The sequence below is a fragment of the Williamsia serinedens genome, from assembly GCF_024171725.1.
Taxonomy (GTDB): Bacteria; Actinomycetota; Actinomycetes; order Mycobacteriales; family Mycobacteriaceae; genus Williamsia_A; species Williamsia_A serinedens.
Window position 1 is genome coordinate 305,895 of the sequence record NZ_JAMTCG010000007.1, and the last position, 23,029, is coordinate 328,923.

At 70.5% G+C, this 23,029-nt stretch carries 19 protein-coding genes and 1 tRNA gene; 8 read left to right on the forward strand and 12 right to left on the reverse strand.

Translation table 11 applies throughout. From position 1 onward, the window contains the following. Positions 1 to 72: 72 nt before the first annotated feature. The 4 genes from LX12_RS19505 to LX12_RS19520 form a co-directional block, all read right to left on the reverse strand. Positions 73 to 145, reverse strand: a tRNA-Val gene (locus LX12_RS19505). 82 nt (positions 146 to 227) lie between these two features. After that, positions 228 to 749 (reverse strand): peroxiredoxin, encoded by a 522-nt coding sequence (locus LX12_RS19510; protein ID WP_253656257.1) that lies wholly within the window; start codon positions 747 to 749, stop codon positions 228 to 230. Beyond that, the gene (locus tag LX12_RS19515) at positions 746 to 1,162 is read right to left on the reverse strand and encodes a DUF3052 domain-containing protein (protein ID WP_308214039.1); all 417 of its coding nucleotides are present in this window, start codon (positions 1,160 to 1,162) and stop codon (positions 746 to 748) included. The genes LX12_RS19510 and LX12_RS19515 overlap by 4 nt, the downstream gene beginning before the upstream one ends. 147 nt (positions 1,163 to 1,309) lie before the next feature. Next, complete coding sequence (locus tag LX12_RS19520; protein WP_253656258.1) at positions 1,310 to 1,912, reverse strand: Rv2240c family protein; 603 nt, start codon at positions 1,910 to 1,912, stop codon at positions 1,310 to 1,312. A gap of 228 nt (positions 1,913 to 2,140) precedes the next feature. Here LX12_RS19520 and aceE point away from each other — a divergent pair, with 228 nt between their 5' ends. The 6 genes from aceE to LX12_RS19550 all read left to right on the forward strand — a co-directional run bounded on the left by aceE (position 2,141) and on the right by LX12_RS19550 (position 10,589). Beyond that, on the forward strand, positions 2,141 to 4,918 hold the full coding sequence (aceE, locus tag LX12_RS19525) for a pyruvate dehydrogenase (acetyl-transferring), homodimeric type (protein WP_253656259.1): 2,778 nt from the start codon (positions 2,141 to 2,143) through the stop codon (positions 4,916 to 4,918). Between the two features lie 102 nt (positions 4,919 to 5,020). Next, positions 5,021 to 6,286 carry a PucR family transcriptional regulator gene (locus LX12_RS19530; protein ID WP_253656260.1) on the forward strand — a complete coding sequence of 422 codons (1,266 nt, stop codon included), beginning with the start codon at positions 5,021 to 5,023 and terminating at the stop codon, positions 6,284 to 6,286. A 202-nt stretch (positions 6,287 to 6,488) separates the two neighbouring features. Continuing rightward, the gene (locus LX12_RS19535; protein ID WP_253656261.1) at positions 6,489 to 7,397 is read left to right on the forward strand and encodes an ACP S-malonyltransferase; all 909 of its coding nucleotides are present in this window, start codon (positions 6,489 to 6,491) and stop codon (positions 7,395 to 7,397) included. A 114-nt stretch (positions 7,398 to 7,511) separates the two neighbouring features. Next, positions 7,512 to 7,817, forward strand: coding sequence for a meromycolate extension acyl carrier protein AcpM (gene acpM / locus LX12_RS19540; protein ID WP_253656262.1), 306 nt, complete (start codon positions 7,512 to 7,514; stop codon positions 7,815 to 7,817). A 5-nt stretch (positions 7,818 to 7,822) separates the two neighbouring features. After that, a complete protein-coding gene (locus tag LX12_RS19545) occupies positions 7,823 to 9,088 on the forward strand; it encodes a KasA/KasB family beta-ketoacyl-ACP synthase (RefSeq protein WP_301284825.1) in 1,266 nt (421 codons plus the stop codon). Between the two features lie 49 nt (positions 9,089 to 9,137). Then, positions 9,138 to 10,589 (forward strand): acyl-CoA carboxylase subunit beta, encoded by a 1,452-nt coding sequence (locus LX12_RS19550; protein WP_253656263.1) that lies wholly within the window; start codon positions 9,138 to 9,140, stop codon positions 10,587 to 10,589. Positions 10,590 to 10,699: 110 nt separating this feature from the next. Here the strand turns inward: LX12_RS19550 and LX12_RS19555 are convergent, their stop codons facing one another. From LX12_RS19555 to LX12_RS19565, 3 genes are all read right to left on the reverse strand, one after another. Continuing rightward, positions 10,700 to 11,218 (reverse strand): DUF3145 domain-containing protein, encoded by a 519-nt coding sequence (locus LX12_RS19555; protein WP_253656264.1) that lies wholly within the window; start codon positions 11,216 to 11,218, stop codon positions 10,700 to 10,702. Positions 11,219 to 11,348: 130 nt separating this feature from the next. Continuing rightward, complete coding sequence (locus LX12_RS19560; protein WP_253656265.1) at positions 11,349 to 12,164, reverse strand: serine hydrolase domain-containing protein; 816 nt, start codon at positions 12,162 to 12,164, stop codon at positions 11,349 to 11,351. A 48-nt stretch (positions 12,165 to 12,212) separates the two neighbouring features. After that, complete coding sequence (locus LX12_RS19565) at positions 12,213 to 13,343, reverse strand: NDMA-dependent alcohol dehydrogenase (protein WP_253656266.1); 1,131 nt, start codon at positions 13,341 to 13,343, stop codon at positions 12,213 to 12,215. Positions 13,344 to 13,867: 524 nt separating this feature from the next. Here LX12_RS19565 and LX12_RS22080 point away from each other — a divergent pair. Further along, the gene (locus LX12_RS22080) at positions 13,868 to 14,947 is read left to right on the forward strand and encodes a GGDEF domain-containing protein (protein ID WP_301284826.1); all 1,080 of its coding nucleotides are present in this window, start codon (positions 13,868 to 13,870) and stop codon (positions 14,945 to 14,947) included. Positions 14,948 to 14,954: 7 nt separating this feature from the next. On the opposite strand, the gene LX12_RS19575 is transcribed toward LX12_RS22080, so the two are convergent. Further along, on the reverse strand, positions 14,955 to 15,695 hold the full coding sequence (locus LX12_RS19575) for a hypothetical protein (protein WP_253656267.1): 741 nt from the start codon (positions 15,693 to 15,695) through the stop codon (positions 14,955 to 14,957). 181 nt (positions 15,696 to 15,876) lie between these two features. Here LX12_RS19575 and LX12_RS19580 point away from each other — a divergent pair, with 181 nt between their 5' ends. Beyond that, a complete protein-coding gene (locus LX12_RS19580) occupies positions 15,877 to 17,973 on the forward strand; it encodes an Rv1355c family protein (protein ID WP_253656268.1) in 2,097 nt (698 codons plus the stop codon). 15 nt (positions 17,974 to 17,988) lie between these two features. Here the strand turns inward: LX12_RS19580 and LX12_RS19585 are convergent, their stop codons facing one another. The 4 genes from LX12_RS19585 to LX12_RS19600 form a co-directional block, all read right to left on the reverse strand. Continuing rightward, positions 17,989 to 19,515, reverse strand: coding sequence for a sugar transferase (locus LX12_RS19585; RefSeq protein ID WP_253656269.1), 1,527 nt, complete (start codon positions 19,513 to 19,515; stop codon positions 17,989 to 17,991). 73 nt (positions 19,516 to 19,588) lie between these two features. Then, entirely contained in the window at positions 19,589 to 20,194 is a 606-nt protein-coding gene (locus tag LX12_RS19590) for a TetR/AcrR family transcriptional regulator (RefSeq protein WP_253656270.1), read from the reverse strand. Further along, positions 20,191 to 21,384, reverse strand: a complete 1,194-nt coding sequence (locus LX12_RS19595) for a lipase family protein (protein ID WP_253656271.1) — start codon at positions 21,382 to 21,384, stop codon at positions 20,191 to 20,193. The genes LX12_RS19590 and LX12_RS19595 overlap by 4 nt, the downstream gene beginning before the upstream one ends. After that, positions 21,381 to 22,937, reverse strand: coding sequence for a beta-galactosidase (locus tag LX12_RS19600; protein WP_253656272.1), 1,557 nt, complete (start codon positions 22,935 to 22,937; stop codon positions 21,381 to 21,383). The genes LX12_RS19595 and LX12_RS19600 overlap by 4 nt, the downstream gene beginning before the upstream one ends. Positions 22,938 to 23,029: the final 92 nt, after the last annotated feature.

Consider the following 23,029-nt stretch of genomic DNA (forward strand, 5'->3'; position numbering starts at 1 on the left):
GTCAGCCTAGCTGGAGTGTTACCCGAAAGTGTTACCTTCCGATGCTCCGTGACGCTGACCTGCGTCTATCGGTGCGCGCAGAGGGATTTGAACCCCCGACCGCTGGTGTGTAAGACCAGAGCTCTGACCGCTGAGCTATACGCGCCGACGGCACGGGTCGCGACCGCATGCCGAGGAACGAATGTAGTGCCGCGGGCGGCGTGGCGGAAATCCTCGCAGAGGAGGGGTCAGCCGCCCAGCTCGTCGAGCACGCGGGTCCACACGGTGTCGTCGCGCATCTCGCCGGGGCCCACCATCTGCGAGTAGGTGATGACGCCCTCGAGGTCGACGACGAAGGTGCCACGGTTGGCGTAGCCGCTGCGCGGGTTGAACACCCCGTACTCCATGGCCGTCGCACCGTGGGGCCAGAAGTCGGACAGGATCGGGAACAGGAACCCCTGCAGTGACGACCACACCTTGTGGGTGGGCGGTGGCCCGACGGACACCGCGAGCAGCACGGAGTCGTCGTTCTCGAACTCGGGCAGGTGGTCGCGGAGGTAGCCCAGCTCGCCCTCGCAGGTGCCGGTGAAGGCGAGCGGGAAGAACACGACGACCACGCGCTTGTGGCCCCGGAACGAACTGAGCGCGACACGCTGGTTGTTCTGGTCCCGCAGCTCGAAGTCGGGGGCACGCGTGCCCGGCTCGAGCGGACCCGACGAGGCGGGAATGGTCTGTTCGGTCGACACCGGTGACGAGGAATCCAGCGTCATTTGCGCGGCGCGCGAGCCTTGGGCTGCACGAGCCGCGAACCCGACCAGTCGCCGAGGTTCATCGCGGAGGTCTGCGTGAGGCCGGCCGTTGGGGCGGCCTCGGCGATCTCCGCTGGGTCGACGTAGCCGTCGGTGCCCGTCTTCGGGGAGAACACCCAGACGTACCCGTCGTCGGCGAGGGGCCCGATCGCGTCCATCAGCGCGTCGACCAGGTCACCGTCGGACTCGCGCCACCAGAGGATGACCACGTCCATGACCTCGTCGGAGTCCTCGTCGAGCAGATCGCCGCCGATCAGCTCCTCGATGTCCGCGCGCAGGTCGTCGTCGGTGTCCTCGTCCCACCCGAGTTCCTGAACCACCATGCCCGAGCTGAACCCGAGCGCCTCGGCCCGATTACCGTGCGCGGCAACCACCGCGGGAGACCTCCTCTGTCGACACCGACCGTCCGCCACCGGACGGGTCCGGCGGTTGTGACCAGACAACAGTGTGTCCGGCCAACATGCAAGCCGGGACACGGTCTCGATGTGCCGTGCGCTGGGGCGTTGACCTCGACGCCACGGTCAGCGGGGGGCGGTGCCGGACGTCGAGGGCGCCGGCGAGCCGGACGGCGCGACGGTGGCGCCCGCCGAGAACGGACGGCACGTGGCCAGCAGGCCGTCGCGCGCCTGCAGGAAACCGCCCGACGCCGCGTTCAGCTCGCCGCGGCCCTTGGCCCGGACGACACCGGCGAGGACCCCCGACCGGTCGGCCAGGGTCGACGCGGCGGCACGGACCGCCTCGCTGTTCGTCGGTCGCAGGGCGCCACGGATCGTGCCGACGCCACGGTCGAGGGCTGTCGCGGCGGCGAGGTCCTTGCCTGCGAGCGCCCCGTAGTCCTGAGTCCGGTTGAGCGCGGTGACGAAGGTGTTGTAGGCCGACAGCATCTGGCCGGCCGCCGTCGTCGACGTCGAGCACACCGCGTAGTCGGCGTCGGTGCGTTCCTTCTCGGCCGACGCCGCGGCCGCGGACGACACGGCTGCGCGGTAGGCGCCCACGTCCGACGCGTCCACCCGTGCCGTCCCGCTCACCGCGTCGGCGCATCCGGCGACGGTGGCGCACACCGCGGCCGCCGCCAGCGCTGCGCACAGGCGCGCGGTGACACGGGGGCGGACGGCTGTCGACACGGTGCGCATCCTGCCCCAGCCCGTCCTGCACCGACAACATGGCAGACACCACGTCCGCGGACCCGGGGGATCGTGTGCCGGGCCGGGTCACATACGGCACGATTGGTGACGTACCTCGCTCCGACACACCCGTCGCGCGCGGGGTCGAGGAGGTCGGCGCACCCAGTCGGCCCGCACGCACCACGACCGGCACACCACCGCCGTGAGGACACGAGGAGCCCACCACCAGTGACACAGCAGATCAGCCCGGCGTCGTCGACCTCCGGCAGCGAGCGCGTCCGGGTCATCCGGGAGGGGGTCGCCTCCTATCTCCCGGACATCGACCCGCAGGAGACCGACGAGTGGCTCGCCTCGTTCGACGGGCTGCTCGAGAACGCCGGGCCGGGTCGCGCGCGCTATTTGCTGCTGCGGATGCTGGAGCGTGCCAGCGAGCGCCGGGTGTCGATCCCGGCCCTGACCTCCACCGACTACGTCAACACCATCCCCACCGAGAGCGAGCCCTGGTTCCCCGGTGACGAGGAGGTCGAGCGCCGGTTCCGCGCCTTCATCCGCTGGAACGCGGCGATCATGGTGCACCGCGCGCAGCGACCGGGCGTGGGCGTCGGTGGACACATCTCCACCTACGCGTCGTCGGCCGCGCTCTACGAGGTCGGCTTCAACCACTTCTTCCGCGGGCAGGACCACTCGGGCGGTGGCGACCAGATCTTCATCCAGGGCCACGCCTCCCCCGGCATCTACGCCCGCGCGTTCCTCGAGGGCCGCATCGACGAGGCCCGGATGGACGGGTTCCGCCAGGAGCACAGCCACGCCGGCGAGGGCGGCGGCCTGCCGTCGTACCCGCATCCCCGCCTCATGCCCGACTTCTGGCAGTTCCCGACCGTGTCCATGGGCATCGGCCCGATGAACGCGATCTACCAGGCGCGGTTCAACCACTACCTGCACGACCGCGGGATCAAGGACACCTCCGAGCAGCACGTCTGGGCGTTCCTCGGCGACGGCGAGATGGACGAGCCGGAATCGCGGGGCCTCGCGCACGTCGCCGCGACCGAGGGCCTCGACAACCTGACCTTCGTCATCAACTGCAACCTGCAGCGACTCGACGGCCCGGTCCGCGGTAACGGCAAGATCATCCAGGAGCTCGAGTCGTTCTTCCGGGGCGCCGGGTGGAACGTGATCAAGGTGGTCTGGGGACGCGAGTGGGACGCCCTCCTGCACGCCGACCGCGACGGCGCCCTGGTCAACCTGATGAACACCACCCCCGACGGCGACTTCCAGACCTACAAGGCCAACGACGGCGCCTTCGTCCGCGAGCACTTCTTCGGTCGCGACCCGCGGACCAAGGAACTGGTCAAGAACCTCACCGACGCCCAGATCTGGAACCTCAAGCGCGGTGGGCACGACTACCGCAAGGTGCACGCCGCGTACGCGTCGGCGATGTCGCACAAGGGCCAGCCGACCGTGATCCTGGCCCACACCATCAAGGGCTACACGCTGGGCAAGCACTTCGAGGGGCGCAACGCCACGCACCAGATGAAGAAGCTGACCCTGGAGGACCTCAAGGACTTCCGCGACTCGACGCGTATCCCGATCAGCGACAAGGAGCTGGAGAAGGATCCGTACCTCCCGCCGTACTACCACCCCGGGATGGACGCGCCGGAGATCCAGTACATGCTGGACCGCCGCAAGACGCTCGGCGGGTTCCTCCCCCGGCGCCGCACGACGAGCAAGGCGCTGACGGTCGACCCGAAGCCGATCGTGAAGACCGCCGCCAAGGGCTCGGGCAAGCAACAGGTCGCGACGACCATGGCGCTGGTGCGCATCTTCAAGGAACTGATGCGCGACAAGGAGATCGGCAAGCGCGTCGTGCCGATCATCCCCGACGAGGCCCGCACCTTCGGCATGGACTCGTGGTTCCCGTCGCTGAAGATCTACAACCGCAACGGGCAGCTCTACACCTCCGTCGACGCCGACCTGATGCTCGCCTACAAGGAGAGCGAGATCGGTCAGATCCTGCACGAGGGCATCAACGAGGCCGGCTCGACGGCGTCGTTCACCGCGGTGGGGACGTCCTACGCGACCCACGACGAGCCGATGATCCCGCTGTACATCTTCTACTCGATGTTCGGGTTCCAGCGGACCGGCGACGGCCTGTGGGCCGCGGCCGATCAGATGGCGCGGGGCTTCGTGCTCGGCGCGACCGCCGGGCGCACCACCCTGACCGGTGAGGGGCTCCAGCACGCCGACGGGCACTCGCTGTTGCTCGCCGCGTCGAACCCCGCGGTGGTGGCGTACGACCCGGCCTACGCCTACGAGATGGCACACATCGTCGTCGACGGTGTGCGTCGGATGTACGGCGAGGACCCGGAGAACGTCTACTACTACATCACCGTCTACAACGAGCCGATCGTGCAGCCGCCGCAGCCCGACGACCTCGACGTCGAGGGCGTGCTGAAGGGCATCTACCGCTGCCACCCGGCGGCCGGCGAGAAGCAGTACCCCGCCAACATCCTCGTCTCGGGCGTCACCATGTCCGACGCGGTGCGGGCGCAGGAGATGCTCGCCGACGAGTGGGACGTCGCGGCCGACGTGTGGTCGGTGACGTCGTGGAACGAGCTGGCCCGCGAGGGCGTGGAGCACGAGCGGTCGGCCCTGCGCGATCCCGACGGCGAGCACGGCGAGCCCTACGTGACGACGGCGCTCGCGCGGTCACAGGGCCCGTTCGTCGCCGTGAGCGACTTCATGCGCGCGGTGCCCGAGCAGATCCGCGCGTGGGTGCCGGGGACGTACCTGACCCTCGGCACCGACGGCTTCGGGTTCTCCGACACCCGCCCGGCCGCGCGACGGTTCTTCAACGTCGACGGCGAGTCGATCGTGGTGGCGACGCTGTTGGCGCTGGCCCGCGAGGGACACATCGACCACTCCGTCGCGGCGAAGGCGGCCGAGAAGTACGCCATCACCGACGTTCTCGCGGCGCCGGAGCAGACGAGCGACCCCGGGGTGGCGTGACGAGCGGCGACATCCGGTACGCGTCGGGTTCGTGATCGCGAACCTCGTCGTGGTCAGCGTGAACGAGGTCTCGCCACCGGCACCGGCATCTAGTGTGTCCTGGTGAGCGAGACCTCGTCGACGCCGACCGATCATCCGCCGGGCGATCCGCTCAGCGCCCAGGGCGCCCGCGTCCCGGCGCCGGCGGACGTGCACGCGGCGCTGCCGGACACGCTGCTCAAGCGGGTCAAGCAGTACAGCGGACGACTGGCCACCGAGGCCGTGCACTCGATGACCGACCAGCTGCCGTACTTCCAGGACCTCGAGGCGCAGCAGCGCGCCTCGGTGCAACTGGTCGTGCAGACCGCGGTGGTCAACTTCGTCGAGTGGCTGCAGGACCCGGAGGGCAACCTCAAGTTCACCGTCCAGGCGTTCCAGGCGGTGCCACAGGATCTCGCCCGCCGGATCACGCTCCTGCAGTCGGTCGAGATGGTCCGCGTCGCGATGGAGTTCTTCGAGAAGTGGCTGCCGCTGCTCGCCCGCAACGACGCGCAGCTGCGTGCGCTGACCGAGGCGGTCCTGCGCTACGGCCGGGAGATCGGGTTCGCCGCCGCGGCCATCTACGCCTCGGCCGCCGAATCGCGCGGCGCCTGGGACTCACGGCTCGAGGCGCTCGTCGTCGACGCCGTGGTCCGCGGTGACACCGGACCCACGCTGCTCTCGCGCGCGGCCGCGCTCAACTGGGACGCCGACGCGACCGCCACCGTCGTCGTCGGCTACCCGCCGCCGGAGCAGAACGTGTCGGTGCCGTTGGCCATCCACACGACGGCCCGCAAGCACGACCGGGCCGCGCTGTCGGTGGTGCAGGGGACGCTCCTGGTCGCGATCCTCAGCGGCGACATGTCGTCGGGTCAGGACTTCGTCCAGGAGCTGCTGACGCACTTCGCCGAGGGGCCGGTCGTCATCGGGCACACGACGCCGAACCTGGGCGCGGCGCACGGCTCGGCCGCGGAGGCGCTGGCCGGGATGGAGGCGGTCGCGGGCTGGCCCGGCGCGCCCCGTCCGGTGCACAGCTGGGAGCTGCTCCCCGAGCGGGCACTGCTGGGTGACGCGGCGGCCGTGCGGACCCTGAACGACTTCCTGGTAACGCCACTGGGCAAGGGAGGCGACACACTCACCAGCACCCTGGATGCCTACCTGGACTCCGGGGGGTCCGTGGAGTCGTGCGCGCGGGAACTGTTCGTCCACCCGAATACTGTCAGATACCGACTAAAACGCATCGCCGAGGTGACCGGTCGGGACCCGACCAACCCGCGCGACGCGTATGTCCTGCGAGTGGCCGCAACGGTCGGTCGGCTAGCACGAGACCGACACAGAACGTTGACTTGAGCACCTCGAGTAACACCAGTCACAATTTGGTGGAGCTTTTCATACGTAGCCGTGATCGGCGCTGTTCTATATCACGAGTTGCGAGTCGATGACGAACCGGACACACCACGACTGTCCTTTGTCGGATCCCTACAAATAGCGCCACGAAGGTTCATCGGCTCCGACAGCCACATGACACAGGTTCAGGGTGTTCTGTAGTCACGTGCTCACGTTGCTCGCGCCCGGACAGGGCTCGCAGACCCCGGGGATGCTCGAGTCCTGGCTCGACCTCCCTGGCGCGGCCGACCAGGTCGCCACGTGGTCCAAGTCCACCGGACTCGACCTCGCCCGTCTCGGCACCACCGCGACCGCGGAGGAGATCACCGACACCGCGGTGACCCAGCCCCTCGTCGTCGTCTCCGCGCTCCTTGCCCACGACGAGCTGACGAAGCGCATCGACCTGCCCTCCGACCTCGTCGTCGCCGGTCACTCCGTCGGGGAGCTGGCCGCCGCGGCGATCTCCGGTGTCATCACCCGCGACGAGGCCGTCAGCCTGGCCGCGATCCGCGGGCGCGAGATGGCGAAGGCCTGCGCGCTGGAACCGACGACGATGGCCGCCGTGCTCGGGGGCGACGAGGAGCAGGTCCTGGCCCGCCTCGCCGAGCTCGAGCTCGTCCCGGCCAACCGCAACGCCGTCGGCCAGATCGTCGCGGCCGGTCGCGTCGAGGCGATCGACGCCCTGCTCGCCGATCCGCCGGAGAAGGCCCGGACCCGTAAACTGTCCGTGGCGGGGGCCTTCCACACGCACTTCATGTCGCCGGCACAGGATGCCGTGGCGGCCGCCGCTGCGTCGATCACGCCGCAGGAGCCCACCGCCGTGCTCCTCTCCAACTACGACGGCCGACCGGTGTCGTCCGGCCGCGAGGCACTCGACCGCATCGTCGCCCAGGTCACCAACCCGGTCCGGTGGGACCTGTGCTCGGCGACCATGCGCGAGATGGGCGTCTCCGCCCTCGTCGAGCTCCCCCCGGCGGGCACCTTGGTGGGCATCGCCAAGCGCGAGCTCAAGGGCGTGCCGACGCGGGCCTGCAAGACCCCCGACGACCTCGACGGGGTCACAGAACTTGGATAGAGGTCCCCGCACCTGCGGGGACACCCGGAAGGCGTGACACGCCCGTCCAAACGATGCAGCGCATCGCTCCGGAACTCACAGCTCGACAACGACGAACATGAAGGGAGCCACGCAGTGGCGACTCAGGAAGAACTCATCGCCGGGATCGCGGAGATCATCGAAGAGGTCACCGGTATTGAGCCCTCCGAGGTCACGATCGACAAGTCCTTCGTGGACGACCTGGACATCGACTCGCTGTCGATGGTCGAGATCGCGGTCCAGACCGAGGACAAGTACGGCGTGAAGATCCCCGACGAGGACCTGGCCGGACTGCGGACGGTCGGCGACGCGGTGGCCTACATCCAGAAGCTCGAGGCCGAGAACCCCGAGGCCGCTGCGGCCATCCAGGCCCAGGTGGACGCCGCCAAGAAGGCTGAGTGACCTAATTGACCTCCTCTCTTCGCGAGTACTCGACCGCGGCCGGGAACTTCCCCAGCGTCGTGGTGACCTCGATGGTCGCCACGACGTCCGTCGGCGAGGACCTCGACTCGACCTGGAAGGGCCTGCTCGCCGGTGAGACCGGCATCAAGGCGCTGACCGACGAGTTCATCACCGAGTACGACCTCCCGGTCCGCATCGGTGGCAAGTTGGTGAAGGATCCGACCGAAGAGGTGTCGCGCGTCGAGGCACGGCGCATGAGCTACGTCGAGCGCATGGCGCACGTGCTCAGCAAGCGACTGTGGGAGCAGGCCGGCGAGCCGGATGTCGACAAGGACCGCCTCGCGGTCGTTCTCGGCACCGGTCTCGGCGGCGGGGACGCACTCATCGCGGCACACGACGCGATGACGGGGACGAAGAACTACCGGAAGGTGTCGCCGCTGGCGGTGCCCATGACCATGCCGAACGGACCCGCCGCGGTCATCGGCCTGAACGTGGGCGCCCAGGCGGGCGTCATCACCCCGGTCTCCGCATGCTCCTCGGGATCGGAGGCCATCGCCCACGCGTGGCGGCACATCGTCCTCGGAGACGCGGACATGGTCGTCACCGGTGGTGTCGAGGGCTTCATCGACGCCGTGCCGATCGCCAGCTTCGCGATGATGCGGGCGATGAGCACGCGCAACGACGACCCGGGTGCGGCGTCCCGTCCGTTCGACAAGGACAGGGACGGCTTCGTGTTCGGCGAGGCCGCCGCCCTGCTCGTCCTCGAACGGGAGGACCACGCACGGGCCCGCGGCGCGCACATCCACGCGCGCCTGCTCGGCACCGGCATCACCTCCGACGGCTATCACCTGGTCGCGCCCCACCCCGAGGGGACGGGCGCGGCACGTGCGATGACCCGGGCGATGGAGACCGCAGGGATCTCCCGGTCCGACGTCACGCACGTCAACGCACACGCGACATCGACATCCATCGGCGACACCGCCGAGGCACTGGCCATCAACGCCGCTCTGGGCGACCACGTCTCGGTGTACGCACCGAAGTCGGCGCTCGGACACTCGATCGGTGCCGTGGGTGCGTTGGAGTCCGTCCTGACCGTCAAGTCCGTCGAGGAGGGCGTCATCCCGCCCACGCTGAACCTCGACAACCAGGACCCGGAATGCGACATCGACGTCGTCGCAGGTGAGCCGCGCTACGGGAACATCGAGTACGCGCTCAACAACTCGTTCGGATTCGGTGGGCACAACGTCGCGCTCGCCTTCGGTCGGTACTGACCACGACCTGGGTGCGGGGGCGACTCCGCCGGAACTGCTAGGAGACCAGATGACCACAATGGCACCGATCACCTCGACGGAGGAGACCGTGGACCCGCGGGACCCCATCCTGCGCCTGACCAACTTCTTCGACGAGGGCTCGATGTCGTTGCTGCACCCCCGCGACAAGTCGGGCGTGCAGGCGGCCGTCGGGCGGGTCAACGGCGTGCGCACCATCTCGTACTGCACCGACGGCACCGTCATGGGCGGCGCCATGGGTGTGGTGGGGTGCGCGCACATCGTGAACGCGATCGACACCGCCATCGCCGAGCAGGCACCGGTCGTCGGCATCTGGCATTCCGGCGGAGCGCGCCTCGCCGAGGGCGTGGAGGCACTCCACGCCGTCGGCCAGGTCTTCGAGGCGATGGTCCGCGCGTCGGGCTACGTCCCGCAGATCTCGGTGGTCGTCGGCTTCGCGGCCGGCGGCGCGGCCTACGGGCCGGCCCTCACCGACATCGTCATCATGGCGCCGGCCGGCCGCGTGTTCGTCACCGGCCCGGACGTCGTCAAGAGCGTCACCGGTGAGCAGATCGACATGGAGTCGCTCGGCGGTCCGCTGACGCACGGCAAGAAGTCGGGCGTCAGCCACATCACCGCCGACTCCGAGCCGGACGCCCTGTGGCGTGCCCGACGTCTCGTCGCGACGTTCAGCCAGCAGGGTCACTTCAGCCGCCAGCGCGCCGAGGCCGGCGACACCGACCTCAAGGCCCTGCTGCCGGAGTCGAACCGTCGCGCCTACGACGTGCACCCGATCGTCGACGCCCTCCTCGACCGCGAGACGGCGGCCGACGGCGAGACCGAGATCTCCTCGTTCGAGGAGATCCAGGCCAAGTGGGCGCCGAACATCGTCGTCGGCTTCGGTCGCCTGTCGGGCCGCAGCGTCGGCGTGATCGCCAACAACCCGCTGCGGATGGGCGGGTGCCTCAACTCGGAGAGCGCCGAGAAGGCGTCGCGCTTCGTCCGGCTCTGTGACGCGTTCGGCATCCCGCTGATCGTCCTGACCGACGTCCCGGGGTACCTGCCCGGTGTCGGCCAGGAGTGGAGCGGCGTCGTCCGTCGCGGCGCGAAGCTGCTGCACGCGTTCGCCGAGTGCACCGTCCCGCGCGTCACCCTGGTGACCCGCAAGATCTACGGCGGCGCCTACATCGCCATGAACTCGCGTGCGCTCGGCGCCACCGCGGTGTTCGCGTGGCCCGGCTCGGAGGTCGCCGTGATGGGCGCGAAGGCGGCCGTCGGCATCCTCCACAAGAAGGCGCTGGCCGCCGCGGCCGACGACGAGCGCGAGGCTCTGCACGAGCGTCTCGCCGTCGAGCACGAGGCCATCGCCGGTGGCGTGGGTCGCGCGCAGTCGATCGGCGTCGTCGACGAGATCATCGACCCGGCGAAGACCCGCAGCATCATCGCCGAGGCCCTGGCCTCGGCACCGGCTCGGCGCGGACGGCACAAGAACATCCCGCTGTGACCGGTTGAGCACGTGAGAAGGGCCCCGGACCACTGGTCCGGGGCCCTTCTTCGTGGGGCAGGTCGGGAGGGCGTGGCGTCAGCCCATGCGCTGATCACCCCCGCGTGGCGTCAGCCCACGCGCTGATGCAGCCAGGTGACCTCGGCGCCGGCGCCGCCGAGGCGGTAGGGCTCGAGGGCCTCGTCCCAGGCGGTGCCGAGGGCGGCGTCGAGACGCCCGGCGAGTCCGATCGCGTCGGGGGCGGCGTCGATCATGGAGCGCAACTGCATCTCGCCGACCACGACGTCTCCGTTGGCACTCATCGAGCCGCGCCACAGACCGAGACCCGGTACGTGGGAGTAGCGTTCGCCGTCGACCCCGTCGCTGGGGTTCTCGGTCACCTCGAACCGGAGCACGGGCCACTCCCGCAGCGCCGAGGCGAGGCGTGCGGCCGTCCCGACGGGCCCGGTCCAGTCGACGGTGGCACGTTGGAGCCCGCGACCGGCCTCCTGGGCCGACCACCGGAGATTCGCCCGGGCGTCGAGGGTCGACGACAGAGCCCATTCGACATGCGGGCAGAGTGCGGTGGGCGACGAGTGGATGTACACCACGCCCGTCGTCACGTCCGCGAACTGTTCGAGTCTGCGCACCGGTTTCCCACCCTCCGTGGATTCGACGAGGATCGTCTTCCCCAACGACCTGGCGTCCACGTGGCGTACCCGTGCGGTGTCATTGTGCCTCACGGTGCGGGTGTTGCGCCAGTGGTTCCTGTGTTCTGTGCTATGCGCGCAGCTCGGCGACGACGGCATCGGAGAACTCCGACCACAGCGGCTTGGCCCATGCGCCGAACGCGCGGTCGGTGAGCACGACGCACGCGGCGTCGAGATCGGGATCGGCCCACAGGAACGTCCCCGACTGGCCGAAGTGGCCGACGGTGCGGGGCGAGTTCTGCGCCCCGGTCCAGTGCGGCGACTTCTCGCCACGGATCTCCGGACCCAGACCCCAGTCGTTCGGGCGGTGCTTGCCGTACCCGGGGACGAAACCCTCCAGTCCCGGGAAGTGCACGGTGGTCATCGACTCGTGGGTGGACCCCGCGAGCAACCGTGGTGCGAGCAACTCCCCGGCGAACCGGGCGAGGTCGGCCACCGAGGACGTCGCCCCGTGCCCGGCGGGGCCGTCGAGCGACGTCGCCGACATCGACAGCGGCCCGCACACCGCGTCACGCAGGTAGTCGGGGAACGGGATCCCCGTCGCCTCCTCGAGATGACGGGCGAGGACCGCGTACCCGGCGTTGGAGTAGATCCGCGTCTCCCCCACGCCGGCCTCGACCGTCTCGTCGTCGAACGCCAGACCCGAGGCGTGGGCGAGCAGGTGCTCGACGGTCGACCCCTCCGGACCCGCGGGGTCGGTCGGCGCGACGGCCTCCTCCTCGATCGCGATCGCGACGGCGAACGCACTGAGCAGCTTCGTGACCGACGCGAGGGCGAAGCGGGCGTCGAGGTCGCCGTGGGTGGACACGAGCGACCCGTCGCCGGTCACCACCGCGGCGGCGACCGCGTCGACGGGCCAGTCGTCCAGGGAGTCGAGAGCGCTCACTCCCCCATCAGATCAGATCTGATCAGTGATGCTCCGCCGGCGGCGGGATCAGTGGTCCTCGTCGGTGTAGCGGATGACGCCGCGGATGTTCCGACCCTCGAGCATGTCCTGGTAGCCCTCGTTGATCTGGTCGAGGCGGTACTGCCGCGTGATCATGTCGTCGATGTTGAGCTTGCCCAGCTTGTACATCGAGAGCAGCTGCGGGATGTCCAGCTTGGGGTTGGCGCCGCCGAAGATGGTGCCCTGCAGTCGCTTCTGCAGCAGGGTGAGCATGGCGAGGTTGAGGGTGACGTCACTCTCCATCATGTTGCCCATGCCGGTGAGCACGCAGGTGCCGGCCTTGGCGGTGATCCCCATCCACAGGTCGACGTCCTTGCCGTGCACCTCGCCGACGGTGACGATCACCTTGTGCGCCATGTGACCCTGCGTCACCTCGGCGATCGTCATCGCCGCCTCCTCGACGGAGGCGAAGGTGTGCGTCGCGCCGAACTTCATGGCCTGCTCGCGCTTCCACTCCACCGGGTCGATCGCGAAGACGTTGCGGGCACCGGCGATGATCGCGCCCTGCAGTGCCGCCGTGCCGACACCACCGACGCCCACGATCGCCACGTCCTCGCCGGGGCGGACGTCACCGCTGCGCGTCGAGGAGCCGTAGCCGGTCGGGATGCCGCAGCCGACGAGCGCGGCGACCTCGAACGGGATGTCCTTGTCGATCTTCACCGCCGACGCCTCGTGCACCACCATGTACGGCGAGAAGGTGCCGAGCAGGGTCATCGGGTAGACGTTCTCCCCAGCCGGGGTCTGGATGCGGAAGGTGTTGTCCGACACCGCCTCCCCCTGCAGGAGCATGGCGCCGAAGTCGCACAGGTTGGCCAGGCCCGCCTTGCACGACGGACACTTGCCGCAGGACGGGATGAACGACAGCACGACGTGGTCGCCGACCTCGAAGTCGGTCACGCCCTCGCCGAGCTGTTCCACGACACCCGCGCCCTCGTGCCCGCCGAGGATGGGGAACCCGGCCATCGGGATGCCACCGGTCACCAGGTGGTGATCGGAGTGGCACATCCCGGCCGCCTCCATCCGGATCTTGATCTCGTGCGCCTTCGGGTCGCCGAGTTCGACCTCCTCGATCTGCCACGGCGTGTTCGACTCCCGCAGCAGCGCGGCCTTGGTCCTCATCGCTTCCTCCATCACTCTCGACGCGTCTGCCCTCACAGCGCCGTCTGCCGGTGACACTAGTCACGATCGACCGGAAATGGAACGTGTTCTACCTGGCGCGGCCGGGGTCGTGTCGGCGCCGTCCGTAGAATCGGACGCACTCGTCGCGGGCCGAGTCGCGAGGTGTGTCATGGGTCCGCTGGTCGAACGTTTCCCGTCCCACTGCCCGCGCGGCCACCGCCTGGGGGCCCGTCGGATGCTCGTCGGGTGGGACAACCGCTGCGATCCACCACAGCGGATCTGGATCTGCATGCGGTGCAGCATTGTGATGCATCACCGCGACTACACCTGGCCCCTCACCGATCACCCCTCCGACCGGGCATGATGTCGTGGTGCACCCCGCTCGGACCGACCCGCCGCGCTCGTCGCGCGAGTCGTCCGACGTCGTCCCCCCGGTTCTGATCCCACCCCGCAACCGACTTCGGCGTCCCCGGCGGGGATCGTCGCCACGCCGGGGCGGACCCCGCGACGGTGGGTTCGACCGGATGTGGCGTCGCTTCGACGGCCGCTCGGCCGCGGTGCTCCTCTCGACGGCCGGGTCGTTGCCGCTGCCGCTGTTCGCCATCCTCGACAGGAGTCTGACCCGCGAGGGCGGTCTCGTCCCGCTCGTCGCCGTGTGGGTGTTCACCGTCGTCGTCTTCACCACGACCTTCGTCGTCGGCCGACTCTCCGACCGCCTGTTCACCGTGTTCGGGCTCATCGGGATGGTCGGCATCGCCGTCGGCGCCTGGGCCGTCAGCGACCCGGTCAGCTCGGGTGTCGTGATGACCCTGCTCGGTGCCATCCCCGCCATCGCGGCGATGTCGTCGTCGCGGCGGGTCGTGATCATGTTCGCCGTGATCGCGATCATCTGCGCCGTTGTCGTCGCGTTCATGACGCCCTCGACGGTGGTCGGGATGCTGGTGCGGTCGGGATCCGGCGTGGCCAACGTCGTCATCCCGGTGTTCATCGTCTCGGCCCTGCGCAGCTCGCTCGAGGTGTCGATGCAGCGCTACGCCGTCCTCGGTGACACCGACCCCCTCACCGGCCTGCTCAACCGCCGGGGCTTCCTCGCCCGCAGCGGCGGTTTCCTCGGCGAGGTCGCCGACGCCCGGCAGCAGATCGGGTTCCTCCTGATCGACGTCGACCACTTCAAGGACATCAACGACCGACTCGGCCACGCCGCGGGCGACGCCGTCCTCGTCGACACCGTCCGCGCCATCCTCCGATCGGCCCCGCGCGGCAGCCTCATCGGCCGTTTCGGCGGCGAGGAGTTCGTGGTGTTGTGCTCGGTGCCCGGTCAGGCCGCGCTGAGCGACGCCGCCGAGACCATCCGGACCACCGTGTCGGCGACGACCGCGGTCACGGTCAGCCTGGGCGGCGTGGCCGCGCCGCTGTCGGTGTCACGGACGGGCACCACGAACATCTCCGACGTCGTCGACCACCTCACCCATCTCGCGGACAGGTGGGTCTACGTCGCGAAGAGCGCAGGGCGCAACCGTGTGGTGTGCCTGTCGACGTCGCCGATCCACTACGTCGCCGGCGACGCGGAACCACCGCGCATGTTCGCCCCGACGCCCCGCTGACGCCCCCTCAGGCCGCCGCCGCGGCCATCCCGACACGTTCGGCCATCAGGTCGACCTCGCGACGCATGGCCGCGACGACGTCCGGCGCCGCGGTCCGGTCGAGGGTCTCGCGGTCCCACCACATGAGGCGCGTCCGATACCGCTCGTCGGGATACGACGTCGCCGGCACCGACTCGTCGATGCGCCCACCGCTGGAGGTCCACCGGCGCAGGGAATGGTCGGCCGACGTCGCCATCAGGTGCCGCGCCCCGGTCACGACCAGGATCGGCAGGGCCATCCGCGCGAGCAGATCCGCCGCCGCCGCGGGATCGTCGACGGCGGGGTCCACCCAGGCCGTCTTGGTCTCGACGATGCCGTCGTCGAGACGACTCCCGACCGCGCGGACCAGGTCGCCGCGACCGGGCGAGCCGTCCCACTCCCGCAGTGCGTGGGTCTCGTCGACGCGGCCGTAGGGGCCCTGCACGCGCAGGCCCCCGCGACAGACGTCCCCGTCGTCCACGATCGCGAAGAACACGGTGGTGTCCGCCCCGTCGACCACGGCGTCGTGGTCGAGTGCGGCCCCCACACCGTGCGCGCCGTACACCGCCCGCGCGCCGTCGAGGTACCGGCGCCACAGGACGGGGTCGCCGTCCGGCACGGCGACCGCGACGCGGGCTCCGGTGAGTGGGTCGTCGATGTCCACGCGGCCGGCGGATGCGAGCCGCGACCGCATGAGCGACGCCGTCGGCGGCATCGTGGTCGTCACCATGACGCACCTCTTCTCGTCTATCGTCACAATTGCTGCCAGATGGACGGAATCGGTGATCGCTCATTCAAAGTCGTTGATCGCGAACTGAATTCACGATCGTGATCGAGATACGACAACGCGAAGTCGTTCCCCGACACCCCCCACCACCATTTAACGAACAGTGGACGGAAGAGGCAATCTCATGGCCCCGAACAGCATGCGCACGTCGGCCGTGGCCGAGATCCTCGATCCGGCAAACCCGACGGACGCGGAGCGGCTCGCGACGCTGCGCGCCGACCCCGCGATCGAGGTCGTCGACACCCTCGAACGCCAACGGGAGGCGCTGCACGCCTGCCTCCCCCGTCCCGACGACGCGGTGCTCGAGGAGACCTCCCGCTGGGTCCACATGCCCTGGCGTCGCACGGTCGTACACGTGCTGGGCCCGCGCGCGTTCCGCCGGGTCCGCCTCGACCGCAACCGCAACAAGATCACGCTGGACGAGCAGCAGCGGGCGGCCGAGACGACTGTCGGCGTGGTGGGCCTCAGCGTCGGCCACGCCGTGGCGCACACGATCGCCCTGGAGGGGCTGGCGGGGACACTGCGCCTGGCCGACCTCGACGAGCTGGACCTGGGCAACCTCAACCGTGTCCCCGCGACCGTTCTCGACATCGGGGTGAACAAGGCGGTGGTCGCCGCACGCCGTATCGCGGAGATCGATCCCTATCTGCGCGTGGAGATCCTGCCCGCCGCCGTGGACGAGTCGACCGTCGAGGAGTTCCTCGACGGTCTCGACGTCGTCGTCGAGGAATGCGATTCGTTCGCCGCGAAGGTGTTGCTGCGCAGACGTGCTCGCGACCGGCGCATCCCGGTGCTGTGCGAGACCAGTGACGGCGGGGTGCTCGACGTCGAGCGGTTCGACGTCGAGCCCGACCGCCCCCTGTTCCACGGACTGCTCGACGACGTCGACACCGACGGCGTCCTCGACCCGGCGACCCTGATCGCCGCCGCCGCAACGCTTCTCGACGCACGGCGTCTGACGTCCCGGATGGGCGCCTCGGTACTCGAGGTCGGCCGGACCCTCTCGACGTGGCCGCAGCTCGGAGGTGACGTCGCCCTGGGTGGGGCGACGGTCGCGACCGCGCTGCGGCGACTGCTGCGCCGGGATCCGTTGCCGTCGGGGCGGATCCGTGCCGACCTCGATGCCCGTCTCGACGACCTCGTGGACCCGCTGACCGAGACGGAGCGACCGACGGTGTCGTACGAGCCCGATCCGGCCGCCCGGGCTCAGGAGATGTCCGACGTCGAGGTCGTCGCCTTCGCGGCCGCCCGTGCACCGTCGCCGTACAACCTGCAGCCGTGGACGATCCGGCGCTCCGAGGACACCGTCGAGATCACCCGGACCCCGGGAGCGGGGTCGACGCTCGGCGACGTCGCCGGGCGCGCGTCGGCGGTCACGATCGGCGCCGCCGCACGCAACATGGCCGTGGCGGCCCGGGCGCGGGGACGGTCGACGTCGGTCGCGATCGCCGGTGACTCCGCGCGGATCGCCCTGTCCGACGACCGGACCGAACCGACGCCGGGTGCGATCGACGGCGCCGCGGCCGTGTTCGCGCGCCGCAGCACACGGGAGGCCGGGGACGGCTCACCGCTGTCCCCCGCCGAGGTCGATGCGCTGCAAGCGTCGACCACGGCCGGCACCGTGCGCGTCGTCACCGACCGCGACCGCATCGACCGCGCCGCGGCGGTCCTCGGTGTGGACGCACGTGTCCGTCACCTGGTGCCCGGCGTGCACGGCGAATGGGCGGCGGCGATCCGCCACCCGGGCGAGGTCGCACCCACCGGCATCGATGCGCACGCACTGGGTCTGCCCACGGCGGCCCGTGCGCTGGTGCCCCTGCTGACCCGCGGGGACGTGATGGCGCACCTGGCCGCGTGGGACGCCGGGCAGGGGCTCGGTGCGCCGACCGCGGCGGTGGTCGCGTCGGCCTCGGCTCTCGTCGTCGTCACGGCCGCCGGGTGGTCCGTCGACGATTTCGCACGTGCCGGCGACGTCGCCGAGGCGGTGTGGATCGCGGCGACCGCGGCCGGCCTCGGCGTATGTGTCACCCAGCCGATCGCCGTCTACGCCCGCGACGACGCCGACCGGGAGGCGATCAGCCCCGACTGGGCACAGCAGTTGGGGGCCGTCGACCGTGACTTCCGGGACGCGCTCGGCGTCGCCGACGACCCGCTGGCCCTGGTCCTCCGGGTGGTCCGCGGGACCGGCAGCGCGCCGGTCAGCCGCCGGCGCGCGGTGTGACGGCGCCGTCGGGTCTCAGTAGGCGCCGTCGCGCGACACGACGGCCTTCGCCGTGCGCCACAGGATGATGATGTCCTGCATGATCGACCAGTTCTCGACGTAGGTGAGGTCGAGACGGACCGACTCCTCCCACGAGAGGTCGGAGCGGCCGGAGACCTGCCACAGTCCGGTGATCCCCGGTTTCACCAGCATCCGCCGCGTGACGATGTGGTCGTAGGTCTCGACCTCCTCGCGCAGCGGCGGGCGCGGTCCGACGAGGCTCATCGACCCGCCCATGACGTTGAACAGCTGCGGGAGCTCGTCGAGGCTGTAGCGCCGCAGCACCCGGCCGACGCGGGTGACGCGGGGGTCGTCGGCCATCTTGAACAGCACGTCGTTGCCCTTGTCGCGATCGGTGAGCGCGGCACGCTGCAGGTCGGCCCCGACCACCATCGACCGGAACTTCCACATCGGGAACGGCTCGTTGCCCAGCCCGATCCGCTCGCCGCGGTAGAACACCGGCCCGGGCGACGACAGCTTCACCGCGATCGCGCACGCGATCATCACCGGCGACAGCAGCACCAGCAGCACCGCGGTGACGCTGCGGTCGAAGGCGGACTTCAGGAACCGGTTGGCGCCCTCGTAGGCGGGCTTGTCGATGTGCAGCAACGGCAGGCCGGCCACGGGGCGGACCATCATGCGCGGGCCCGCGACGTCGGTCACCCCCGGTGACACGAGCATGTCGACGTCCATGCCCTCGAGGTCCCAGGACAGTTCGCGCATCGCCGAGTGCCCCAGCACCTCGGCCGAGGTCACCGCCACGGTCGTCGCGCCCGACAGCGCGACCGCTGTCCGGGCGTCGGAGAAGTCACCGAACACCGGGATGACCCGACCGCCCGACTGGACGATCTCGGGGTCGCTGGGCTTCTCGACCGGCAGGCACATCCCGACGACCTCGTAGCCGAGCTCGGGGTTCGCGTCGAGACGCTCGATGAGCAGTTGCGCCGACCGCATCCCACCCATGACGAGGACACGTTCGAGGTACCGGCCCGCGCGCCGCATCCGGGCGACGTGTCGCCGCATCAGCCACCGCGACAGCACCAGCAACGCCGCCCCCAGCGGGAAGGCGACGGCCAGGAACCCCCGGGCGACGCTCAGCACCATCAACTGGTCGACGATCGCCAGCACACCGAACGTGGTCAGCGTCGCGGTGAGGACCCGGCTGTACTCGGTGGGGCCGCTGCCCAGGACGCGACGGTCCGAGCTCTGCGTGACCCGCAGCATCACGAACCAGCCGACCGCGATGAGCAGGGCGATCGCGACGGCGGGCCAGCGGTACCGGCCCAGCGTGTGGACGAGGTCGTAGCCGAATCGCGCCACCAGGGCGACCATCACCGCGGTCACCACCACGGCGAAGTCGAGCACCCGGACCCGCGCGGCGTACTGGTAGAGCCAGTTCTGCGATCGCGGCTGCACGAACTCCGCGCGCGCGACGGCGGACATGTCGCGGCGCGAGACCCCCCGCAGGCGTCGGGTCGTCGGCGCGCGGCCTGGCCGTGTCATCGAACGTCCTCCCCCTGCAGACATCGCCGCCTCGCGCGGCTCGTCATGGTGATCGTCCGGTCCCGCCACGGCGTTACCCCGCGGTGAGGGCTGCGCGGGCCATCGCGGCGAGCTGGGCGGCGGCCACCTCGTCCCCGAGTTCCGGCATGCGGGGCGCGGCGTTGATGAGACCGAACACCGCGTGGGCGCGGGCGAGACCCACCCGACGGTCCACCCCGGTCACGTCGACGACGGTGTCGGCCCAGAGATCGACGTACCGACGCTGCAGGCGACGGACCGTGGCACGCGGGCCCTCGTCGAGCGCCGCGAGGTCGCGGGACTGCACGGTGATGAGGTCGGGCTCGGTGAGCGCGAACCGGACGTGCACGTCGACGAGCTCGGCGAGGCGTCGCGCGGGGTCCTCGGTGCGGGCGACCACGGCCGTGCCACCGTCGAGCAACCGCACGGAGATCTCGGTCAGCATCTGCGCGAGCAGGTCCTGCTTGTTGGCGAAGTGCCGGTACATCGCCGGTCCGCTGACGCCGACCGCCGCCCCGATGTCCTCCAACCGCACCGACGCGTACCCGCGACGAGCCATCAGCGCGGCCGCCGCGGTCAGCAGTTCCCGCCGCCGTTCGGCCTTGGCGGCACTGCGTGTGGTGGTCGTGGCCTCGGCGCCGGGATCGGACGTCGTGGTCATCGCACGCAGTTCGTCGGGGCGGGCGTGCCCGCGAACCTATCCCGCAGCCACGGCAGCGCGGAGCTGATGTCGACGTCGGCGTGGCCCTTGCCCGGTTGTTCCGAGGACTCGATCGTGTCGCCGAGGGCGCAGGCTCGCCGCACCGCGTCCCGCGTCCACGCGGGGTCGATGAAGGTGTCGGCGTCACCGAAGAGTACGAGCATGGGCGCCGACGCGGTGCGTTTGGGCAACGCGTACGACTCGAGCAGGTCCGTCAGGCGCGTGGTGGCCTCCGTCGACCGCGGCATGATGTCGCCGGGCCGCAGCGCCGCGATCGCGGCGGGCCGTTGCGCCGCCGCGGCTCCGCTGCAGGACGAGAGCGTGTCCCACAGCCGCGCCGCGCGGGCCGAGCGGTAGTCGTCGCGGACGATGTCGGGGTGTGATCGTGCGGCCGCCTCGATGAACAGCTGCAACGACGGCGCCTGGTCCGAGGTGAGCGTGCCGGCCAGCGACTTGTCGACGAGACCGACGACGTCGGCGGCGGGCGCGGCCGCGACGACGCCGAGCGGCCGCAGGTCCGGTGCGTACGAGGCGCTCTCCTCGTTCGCCGCCCAGATCGCGCCGCCGCCCTGCGACGACCCGTAGCCGGCCCACCGCGGCGACACCGAGCCGAACACCGTCCGCGTCGCGCGGATCGCGTCGAGGACATCGCGCCCCGCGGTGACCGAGTCGAGGTACGGGTGCACCCCGGGCGCCCCGAGGCCCTGGTAGTCGGGCACGGCGACCGCGTAGCCCGCGCCGACGAGCGACTGGGCGATGGTCAGCAGACCACCCAGCTCCGGTGATCGGGACGGCGCGCACGCCTCGTCGATCCCCGTCGTCCCGTGGGCGAGCGCGACGACCGGCCACCCGCCCTGCGGCGGCGTCCCCCCGGGCACGAACGAGGTGCCGGTGACACGAATCGGCTTCCCGTCCGGATCGGTGGACATGTAGGTGACGCTGGCGCCCTTGGCCTGGACCAGCTTCATGGGAACGGTCAGATCGCCGTACTCGGACGCCGCGACCACCGACCCGGGCGTCGACCCACCGGGCACCCGCAGGTCCGGCTCGTCGGGGAAGAAGACGGGCCACAGGACGACGGCCCCCACCGCCACCACGGCGACGACGAGGACGGCGACCGCCACGAGCGCCCACCGGAGCGCGCGGGTCACGAGACCTGCACCCGCACCGGCTCTCCGAACGGTTTACGCATCACGGCGTTCGTGCACCGCACCACGCGGGTGTCGCCGTCGACGTACTCGTCGGTCGTCGGGAATCCGTACTCGGGTCGCCATGCGTCCAGCATGTCACCGGCCAGCCCGTGCACGCCCGTCGACGGTGTCCAGAACACCGTCATCGGCCGGATGCCGCGCGCCGACTGACGGCCGTCGACGAAGGGCCCGTCCGGCACCGCACGCTGGTCGGCGAGGTAGTCGACGACCGGGGCCGGCGACGCGTAGCAGTCGTCGCGGGCGCAGGTGACCGCGCCGCCGGCGTACTCCTGGCGGACGACGGGGATGCCGCGCGGCGACATCTCGCGGTACCAGGGCGTCACGGCCCCGCCGACCCGGGCGTCGCCGGTGGCCGCGGCCGCGACCACCCGCTGGTGCACCTCGTCGTCGACGACACCGCGACGGATCAGGGTCTGCAACCGGTCGTAGGCGGGCTTCGGCGAGAAGTCGGTGTGCAGGATCCCGAACGTGTCCTCCTTGTCGGGGCTGCCCGACCGTCGATCACGCAGCTCGTGCACGATCACCGGGCCGGCGTACGACAGCTGCGACCACTGCGCGACCGACTGCACGACGACCTGCGCCTGCGCCTGTGGATCGGTGGGCAGGTCACCGGTCGTCGGATACCCGATCTCGCTGGCCCACATCTTCTTCGCGGCGTCCCCGTTCGCGCGCATGACGGCATACATGTCGGCGACCATCCGCATCGCCGAGTCGGGGTCGTGCGGGTCGGAGTTGAAGGAGGCCGGGTAGGAGTACGGGTGCACCGACAGCGCGTCGAAGTACCCGCGCCCCCCGGCGGCGTAGATGCCCCTGAGGAACCGCAACCCGTTCATGGTGGTGTCGCTGTCGACGGCGGTCGCGATCGCGCCGCCGACCACGGTGATCCCCCGGTCGACCGACTTGAGCCCCCGGTAGGCCGCTCGCAGCAGTGCCGTGTACGCACGGGGGTCCGGTCCGGGGCGGAAGTAGTACCCGCCGTTGGGCTCGTTCCAGATCTCGAAGGTGTCGACCCTGCCCTCGAGGTGGCGTGCGGCGTCGGCGGCGAACTCGCCGAACCGCGCAGCGGATGCGGGCCGCTCGGCGATGGGTCCCGGACGGTTCGCCGCCCAGGCCGGTGTGTAGTCGAGGATGCCGAGGATGTCGATGCCGTGACGCCGCGCGGCGTCGATCACCTCGTCCGTCGGCCCCCAGTTCCACACGCCGTCGGCCGGTTCGACCGCGGGCCAGGCGATGTCCATCCGGAGCAGCGAGACCCCGAGATCGTTCATGGCGCGCATCGACCGGTCGATCGTCTCGGCGTCGGAGCCGATGAGGTTGGTGCCACCACTCACCCCGACGGGGGCAAGCGGTGTCGGCGCGGCGAGCGGTGTGGCCGCCGTCGGGATCGTCGCGTCCGGCCGGGGCGGTGACGAACAGGCGCTCACCGTGGCGACGAGTACGAGGAGCGAGGCGGTCAGCGCGGCGGCTGCTCGTCGCCGCCGGGCACCGCGCACCCCGCACCGCGGCGGCCGTCGGCCACCGTGCGCTGCGGATCCCCAAGCCTCGATGAGGAGACATTAGTCGACGATTTGCTCACGCGAATGAG